The sequence below is a fragment of the Kitasatospora sp. NPDC048296 genome, assembly GCF_043201815.1.
In the GTDB taxonomy this organism is placed as follows: domain Bacteria; phylum Actinomycetota; class Actinomycetes; order Streptomycetales; family Streptomycetaceae; genus Kitasatospora.
In genome coordinates this window covers 23,353-29,693 of the sequence record NZ_JBICZB010000085.1, presented here as the reverse complement: position 1 = coordinate 29,693, position 6,341 = coordinate 23,353, and the positions used below count along the sequence as shown (strand labels likewise).

9 protein-coding genes are annotated in these 6,341 nt (G+C 71.3%); 6 read left to right on the top strand and 3 right to left on the bottom strand.

The features are described from left to right. Positions 1–96: 96 nt before the first annotated feature. Genes ACGF12_RS33205 through ACGF12_RS33195 form a run of 3 tightly spaced genes read right to left on the bottom strand, consistent with a single transcriptional unit; the run spans position 97 to position 1,459 of the window. Complete coding sequence (locus ACGF12_RS33205) at positions 97–357, bottom strand: DUF397 domain-containing protein (RefSeq protein ID WP_393038493.1); 261 nt, start codon at positions 355–357, stop codon at positions 97–99. Then, the gene (locus ACGF12_RS33200; RefSeq protein WP_393038490.1) at positions 354–584 is read right to left on the bottom strand and encodes a DUF397 domain-containing protein; all 231 of its coding nucleotides are present in this window, start codon (positions 582–584) and stop codon (positions 354–356) included. Before ACGF12_RS33200 ends, ACGF12_RS33205 begins: the two co-directional genes overlap by 4 nt. After that, a complete protein-coding gene (locus ACGF12_RS33195) occupies positions 581–1,459 on the bottom strand; it encodes a helix-turn-helix domain-containing protein (protein WP_393038487.1) in 879 nt (292 codons plus the stop codon). The genes ACGF12_RS33200 and ACGF12_RS33195 overlap by 4 nt, the downstream gene beginning before the upstream one ends. 244 nt (positions 1,460–1,703) lie before the next feature. Here ACGF12_RS33195 and ACGF12_RS33190 point away from each other — a divergent pair, with 244 nt between their 5' ends. From ACGF12_RS33190 to ACGF12_RS33165, 6 genes are read left to right on the top strand one after another with little or no spacing between them, the layout of a single operon-like run. Then, positions 1,704–2,453, top strand: a complete 750-nt coding sequence (locus ACGF12_RS33190; protein ID WP_393038484.1) for a hypothetical protein — start codon at positions 1,704–1,706, stop codon at positions 2,451–2,453. Continuing rightward, positions 2,454–3,137 carry a dTMP kinase gene (locus ACGF12_RS33185; protein WP_393038481.1) on the top strand — a complete coding sequence of 228 codons (684 nt, stop codon included), beginning with the start codon at positions 2,454–2,456 and terminating at the stop codon, positions 3,135–3,137. Then, a complete protein-coding gene (locus ACGF12_RS33180; protein ID WP_393038478.1) occupies positions 3,134–4,003 on the top strand; it encodes an isocitrate lyase/phosphoenolpyruvate mutase family protein in 870 nt (289 codons plus the stop codon). Before ACGF12_RS33185 ends, ACGF12_RS33180 begins: the two co-directional genes overlap by 4 nt. Positions 4,004–4,035: 32 nt before the next feature. Next, positions 4,036–4,506 carry an NUDIX domain-containing protein gene (locus ACGF12_RS33175; RefSeq protein WP_393038475.1) on the top strand — a complete coding sequence of 157 codons (471 nt, stop codon included), beginning with the start codon at positions 4,036–4,038 and terminating at the stop codon, positions 4,504–4,506. 11 nt (positions 4,507–4,517) lie between these two features. Next, positions 4,518–5,432, top strand: coding sequence for an NAD(P)-dependent oxidoreductase (locus ACGF12_RS33170; protein ID WP_393038472.1), 915 nt, complete (start codon positions 4,518–4,520; stop codon positions 5,430–5,432). After that, positions 5,429–6,325: a hypothetical protein gene (locus ACGF12_RS33165; RefSeq protein WP_393038469.1), complete on the top strand. Its 897-nt coding sequence runs from the start codon at positions 5,429–5,431 to the stop codon at positions 6,323–6,325. Before ACGF12_RS33170 ends, ACGF12_RS33165 begins: the two co-directional genes overlap by 4 nt. Positions 6,326–6,341 lie beyond the last annotated feature (16 nt).

Genomic DNA, 6,341 nt, shown 5'->3' with positions numbered 1-6,341 from the left:
CACAACCGACAACGACTGAACACGACCAACGAGACCACTCAGTGGCCCACGATTGAACCGTCCAGACTGGCACCAGATTGGGCCGCCGCCGACAGGCTAGGCCACTGATGCTGGAACGAGACCCATATCGGCGTCGAACTCACCGTCGGCGAGGCCCAGCAGGAAAGCCCTCCACTCCTGGGCGTCGTAGATCAGGACGGTATCCCTGGCCGAGTGCCGAAGGGCTGCAGCGCCTTCCGGGAGGAACGCCACCTCTAGGCGGTCGGCCGGGTCGCTGCCGGGCACCGCCCGCCACTCCACGGTGCTCAGGTCGAGGGCGTAGAGGCCCGCCTTGGCGATGCCCGCGGGGTGGTTCATACCGCGACCAGCTCGCCGGCGAGGAGAGCAGCGGCGAAGTCCCGCATTGACTGGTTGCTGGTCCTGATCGGTTCGATCTGGAGGTTCTTCGAGTCGCGGATCGCGACCGCAGGGAGCGTCGGCACCGGGGCGAGTTCCACGCACTGGCCGTTGTTGGCGGTGTACGTGCTCTTGTGCCAGTCGGCTCCGGTGAGGGGAGCCGCGTAGAGCTCCGTCGCGTTGATCATTCTGATGCCAGTTTTCTCTCGGTCTGCTCAATCAGTTCGAGGCTCTCGTCGACGCTGAGGGCTGCGTCGGCGAGGTAGTTGGACAGGCGGTGGAGACGCCGCAGACCCAGTGCATCGTCAACGAAGACGCTACCAGTCACGTGCTCCGCGAACGCGGCCTCCGGCGCCTTCTGCCCTTCGTTGGTGAAGGTGCTGAACGCACCGGTCAGCGTTCCTTCCTCACCCTTGCTGAAAGGGATCACGCGGAGAACGACATTGGGCAAGCCCATCATCGTGCGGAGATGCCGAAGCTGAGCGACCTGGACGGTGGGGCCGCCGACGTGGAACTCCAGGGCGGCCTGGGTGATCACGCCGGACAATCGCAGGGGCTCGGCTTCGTGGCGGATGCGGCGTTGGCGGCGCATCCTGACCTCGACGAGGCTGTCGATCTGGTCAGGGCCGAGTGCGGCGAAGCCGACGGCTGTTACCGCGCGGGCGTAGTCCTCGGTCTGCAGCAGGGAGGGAACGTAGACGGGCTGGTAGTCGAACACCTCGGCCGCCTCGTGCTCGTAGCGGATGAACTCGGCGTACCGCGAGCTGAGGACATCCGCATAGGAGTCCCACCACATGGTGGTCCGCTTGCGCCCGCGTTTGAACAGCGCCTCCAAGTGGCTGCGGTCCTCGTCGATGACCTGAAACAGCTCCATCAGGGTGTCGAAGTCGTCAGGGGTGGCGCTGCGCTGTCCGGTCTCGATGCGGGTGACCTTGGAGACGCTGCACCCCAGGGTGACCGCGACCTCCGCAGCGGTGAGGTCGCGGTCTTCGCGTCTGCGCCGTATGTCAGCACCGAACAGCCTGCGTGCGGTTGCTGGGCTGCTTGGGATGGTCGCTGCCATCTGGTGGTCCCTTCCGCGGTCAAGACTCACTCTGCCCGGCCAGGGTAGGCCACCCAATCCAGGTCGGGGACAGTGTATGCGGACGTTGCTGTTCATATGACTGGCAAGCAAGTTGGCAATTTGCCAGTCACGTGCTTGACGCGACGTCACCTCGCGCGGGACGCTACCGATGTGACGCAGTGCACTCCTGGCGTTCCGGAGTGCTATCGCTGCGTGCCCTCGGTTTGCCTCGGAGAGGACACCCATGGCTCTTGAACACCCGCCGCCCTCATGCCCGGTCGCTGTGTCCGACGGTTGGGAGAAGCTCGCGGACGGGCTGGCCGTCCAGCGGATCCACCTTCACAGGAGAGAGCTGGAAAACGCTCTCGGTAAGGGAGTCGCCGAGTGCGGCCTGCCCGCGCAGGCTTCCCCGCTTGCCCTGATCAGCCGGCCGCTGCCGCCGCCGGACGCGGCGGTGGCGGACGTCTCGGCTGCCGGGCTCCTGCCCTTCGTCACCGTTCCCCAGCAGATCGGCCGCGGCACGGACGGCGGCCCGTTGGTGGCTCCGGCCCGTGCCGTTGCGCAGATGCTGACGGCCGGCGGCCTGGAGGACGCCGCTGCCCAGGGCATCGAGGCGGTCTGCGCCGCGTCCGCCTGGTGGGTCGGAGCGTTCGCCGTGCTGCGGCACCGCGGCGGCCACCACGTCCACATCGACGACGACGTCACCGACACCGTGGCCCTGACCACCCTCGTCGATGCGACCCACGCCGTCGCTCTCGGAGCCGCGACCCGCGTCCTGCGGCGCCGCCTCCAGCTCACCGGGGACGGCAACCCGCAGATGCGGGACGGCTACTGCCGTGCCGTCACCGAGGCCATCGTGACCGAGCCGACTCTGCCGGCCCTCCTGGAAAGCCTCGGCGAGCTGCGCCTGGTGGACCTCGTCGCGAACGCGCTCCCGTGGCGCGGCCAGTACCTCAAGTACCGCAGCGGCCTCGGCGCCGGACAGGTGGAGTAGATGAGCAACGAAAACCTGCCCCCGGGCTTCCTGGCCGTTGTCGAGGGGCTCGACGGCACCGGCAAGACCACCCTGCGCAAGGGCCTGTTCCAGCTCATCAAGAGCCTGTACGGCACGACCCCGCTGTCGATCCTGACGACCAACTGGCTCGACCCGAGCGTCGCCGCCGACCTGGAAGAGGGCAAGTACCGCCCCAGCGAGGCGAACCGTGCCCGCTACCTCGCGGCCCTGCGCGCCGACAAGCAGGCCTCCGTCGAGCAGCTGATCGTGCCCGCGCTGCGGCACCGGCCGGTAGTCGCCGACCGGTGGCTCCTGTCGGAACTGGCCTTCTTCGCCGTCAAGCACGATGCCCCGGCGAAGGAGACGTACGCCGCGCTGGAGGACGCCATCGCGGTGCGGGCAGACCTGACGCTCCTGCTGGAGCACAGTCCGCAGGAGGCGATGGCCCGGGCCGCGAGCCGCTCGGGCGATGCCGTGCGCGAGGACTGGGACGTCCTGGACGTCCAGACCCGGGTACGGCGCACGTACGACGAGGTCGCCGCCGACCCGGCCGCCTTCCCCAAGCTCGGCCCCATCGTCCGCATCGACGCTTCGCTGGACCGCGCCGGCGTTCTGGCCGCCGCCTGGACCGCCCTGCGCGAGCACCAGCTCCTGCCCGCCCTCCCCCTGAAGGAGACAACGTGAGCACCACCCTGTCACCGATAGCCCGGCCGCTTGCCGCGGCGCTCCACAACGCCGCCGTGAACGGGCGCCCGGTGCGGGCGGTGGGCGCCGTCAACGCGCTCGCCGCCAAGATCGCCGCCGACAGCGGGTTCGACGCGCTGTGGGTGTCCGGCCTGGAGGTCTCCACCGCGCTCGGCCTGCCCGACGAGAACGTTCTCGGCCCCCGTGACCTCGCGGACGTGGTCCTCGCCGTCCGCCGCACCACGGACCTGCCGGTGATCGTCGACATCGACAACGCCGGCGGGGCCGTCGGCACGGCCGGCCGCTTCGCCCGGGACCTCGCCCGTGCCGGAGCCAGTGCGGTGTGTCTGGAGGACAGCGCCTACCCCAAGACCAACTCCTTCTCGCTGCACCGCGACCAGGGCCTCGCCGACCTCGACCTGGTCCGCGAGCAGCTCAAGGAGATCCGGGCCCAGGCCGGGGAGCAGATGCTGCTCATCGCCCGCACCGAGGCGCTGATCTGCGGCGGGTCGCGCGCCGAGGCCACCGCGCGCGCCGAGGCGTACGTCGCGGCCGGAGCGGATGCGGTCCTGCTGCACTCCAAGGACGCTTCCGGCGAGCAGGCGCTGGGCGTCGCGAAGGCGTGGACGGGGCTGGCCCCGCTGGTGAGCGTTCCCACCGCCTTCCCCCAACTGGGACCGGACGAGCTCGGCGCCGCCGGCTACGCGCTGATCATCTACGCCAACCAGCTCAGCCGGGCGGCGATGGCCGCGATGCGCGAGGCGGCCGACACCTTCCGCGCCACGGGCGCGTTCGACCCGGCGCGCCTGGCTGGCGTCCAGGACCTCCTCCAGGTCGCCGACCCCGCCGCCCGCGCCAGCCTGTAGCCGCCCGCCCCGAAGACAAGGAGGAGCCCGGCATGACGCAACTGCCCAAGATCAGCGTCTCGGTGAAAGCCGCGATCGTCCACGACGGCGAGATCCTGCTGCTGTCCTACGACGACACTGACGACGGCGGCGACTTCCACTACAACCTGCCCGGCGGCAAGGCCGTCGAGGGCGAGTCGCTGCGAGACGCGGTCGTGCGCAAGGTGCTGCAGGAGACCGGCCTGAACGTGCGCACCGTCCGGGAGCTGCTCGTCGTCGAGTACGTCCCCGGACAGTACGGCTTCGACCTCGGCCCCCAGCACAAGACCCAGCACAATTTCCTCGCCGAGATCACCGACGGCAACACCGAGCCGCGGATGTCCGACCCGATCGACCCGATGCAGGTCGGCTTCGAATGGGTGCCGCTGGCCGACCTGCCCGGCAAGCACCTGCTGCCGAAGGTCAACCAGCCGCTCCTCGACGCGCTCGCCAACCCCCGCGACATCCTGGTGGACCGGTGGTGAGCGCCCCGGCCGTGAGCCGTCCGACCGCCCTGATCGTGGCCGGCGCCACCGACCGCAGCACGCTCGCCCAGGCCTTGCCCGACTGGACCGTGCGCACCACGGACTCCCTCGACGTCCTCGACGACACCACCGCCGTGGTGGTCCTGCGTTCCGGGGTTCGCCTGGGAGCCGACCAACTGCGGCGCCTGCCGGGACTGCGGCACGTCATCCGCGCGGGTTCCGGCCTGGACGGCCTGGACCTGCCGGAACTGGCCAGCCGCGGAATCACGGTGCACCGCAACCCCGTCCCCGCCGCCGACTCCGTCGCGCAGTGGGCGCTCGCGGCGATCCTCTCGCTCGCCCGGCGCATCCCGCTCGGGCAGTCGGCCCTCGCCGCGGGCGTGCACCTCAAGGCCGGCTGCCTGACCCGCCCGCTCGCCGAGGCCCGCCTCGCGATCTGGGGCGCCGGAGCGATCGGCCAGGCATGCGAGGGCGCCTTGGCCCCGCACGTCGGCGAGATCGCCTACGCCGCCCGGCCCAGTATCCCCGCCGGCATCCGCCAGCTCCCGGCCGCCGCCCTGACCGAGTGGGCCGACATCCACCTGGTCGCCCTACCGGGCACCCCCGAGAACCAGGGCGCCTTCGGCCCGGCCTTCCTGACCGCCGCCCGCAAGCGCCGCCCGATGCTCGTGTGCGTCGGACGGCTGGCCACCCTCGACGTCCCGGCGTGCCTGGAAGCGCTCGACGACGGCGACCTTGCCGGCCTGGCCCTGGACCCCGTCGACCCCGAGGACATGAGACTGCTGCCCCGGGTCGGAACACCGCGCAACCTGGTCGCCACCCCGCACATCGGCGCCCAGCGCACCGACGTCCGCGACCGCCTGGACACGTGGGTCGCCGCCACCGCCCGCTCCCTGGCCGACCGCCACGAGCAGGTGAGACCGTGACGCCTTGGCACACCGAACGCCTGCGGATCGCCCACGCCACCGCCGCGGTCCTGGCCGCCGAGCACCCGGGCGCGCAGATCCGACTCGAAGGCGCCCTCGCCCACGGCCTCGCCCACGCCCGCTCCGACATCGACCTGCGGATCGTCACCCCGGCCGGGCAACCACTGCGGGTGGTCTCGCAGGTGGTCGACGGGATCCGCGTCGACCTCCACACCAGCACCGCCGAGGAACTCGGCGAACTGCACGGTCTGCTCGCCTCCTTCGACCTGCCCCGCGAGGGCGACGTCGCCGCCTTCCGCACCGCACGGCGCAGCCTGAGCGATCTGACGACCCTGCGCACCGCCGTCGTCCTCGACCAGGGCGAGCAGAACCCGGTGCTCGACAAGAACGAGACGGACCAGTACGCCCGGTGGGCACTGGCAGACCGTGTCCAGGCCGCGATCAGCCTGACCGAGGACCTGCTCGGGCTCATCGAGGCCCGCCAGCGCCTCGCCGAGCAACTCGTCTGGCAGCGCCTGGCGGTGGTGGTCGCGCAGGCCGAGGCTGCCGCAGCCGGGCAGCCGCTGCTGGGCGAGAAGTGGCTGCCCGCCCTGCTCGGCCTGGCCACCGGCCCCGACCAAGCCCCCCGAGCCATCCCCACGCTGCCCGACACCGGCCGGCCCTTCGGAACCGAGACCGCCTTCCGGGCCGTCCGAACGCGGCTCTGCCAGGCCCTGACCTCCCGCTGGGGCACGCCCGAACCCGGCGACCCGGCCCTCGACCCGGCCTGGTCGGGCCTGGGCTGGCTGCCCCAGCGGTGCAGCGACGGCTGGGCCCTGCAACGCGGCGACGACCTCATCCCGCTCACCGACGCCCAGTTCCACGCCTGGGCCGCCGCCATCGCCCTCTCCTGACCACCCCGACCGGCCG

Coding starts and splice junctions, on each gene's coding strand:
- ACGF12_RS33205 (WP_393038493.1), bottom strand. CDS start 357: ATGAACCACCCCGCGGGCATCGCCAAGGCGGGCCTCTACGCCCTCGAC.
- ACGF12_RS33190 (WP_393038484.1), top strand. CDS start 1,704: ATGGCTCTTGAACACCCGCCGCCCTCATGCCCGGTCGCTGTGTCCGAC.
- ACGF12_RS33175 (WP_393038475.1), top strand. CDS start 4,036: ATGACGCAACTGCCCAAGATCAGCGTCTCGGTGAAAGCCGCGATCGTC.
- ACGF12_RS33200 (WP_393038490.1), bottom strand. CDS start 584: ATGATCAACGCGACGGAGCTCTACGCGGCTCCCCTCACCGGAGCCGAC.
- ACGF12_RS33195 (WP_393038487.1), bottom strand. CDS start 1,459: ATGGCAGCGACCATCCCAAGCAGCCCAGCAACCGCACGCAGGCTGTTC.
- ACGF12_RS33185 (WP_393038481.1), top strand. CDS start 2,454: ATGAGCAACGAAAACCTGCCCCCGGGCTTCCTGGCCGTTGTCGAGGGG.